This is a genomic window from Streptomyces sp. MMG1121 (assembly GCF_001280015.1).
In the GTDB taxonomy this organism is placed as follows: domain Bacteria; phylum Actinomycetota; class Actinomycetes; order Streptomycetales; family Streptomycetaceae; genus Streptomyces.
On record NZ_LGDV01000166.1, the window covers coordinates 1 to 220 of the forward strand.

Annotated in this window: 1 protein-coding gene; it reads right to left on the minus strand. The window is 68.6% G+C overall.

Translation table 11 applies throughout. The features are described from left to right. Nucleotides 1-220 (minus strand): ketoacyl-synthetase C-terminal extension domain-containing protein (locus tag ADK64_RS42990; protein WP_199829626.1); only part of this gene is annotated, 220 nt, incomplete at both ends.

Here is a 220-nt window from a genome sequence, read left to right on the forward strand (position 1 = left end):
CTCCTCACTCCGCGCCGACAACACCCACGGCACCACACCCGAACCACACCCAGCACCCCCACCGGCCACCCCACCAGTGACCACGACCTCACCCTCAACCGCACCCTCAAGAATCACATGAGCATTCGTCCCACTCACACCGAACGACGACACCCCCGCCCGCCGCGGACGACCCCCCGCCTCCGGCCACGGCTGCGCCTCCGTCAACAACGACACCGCA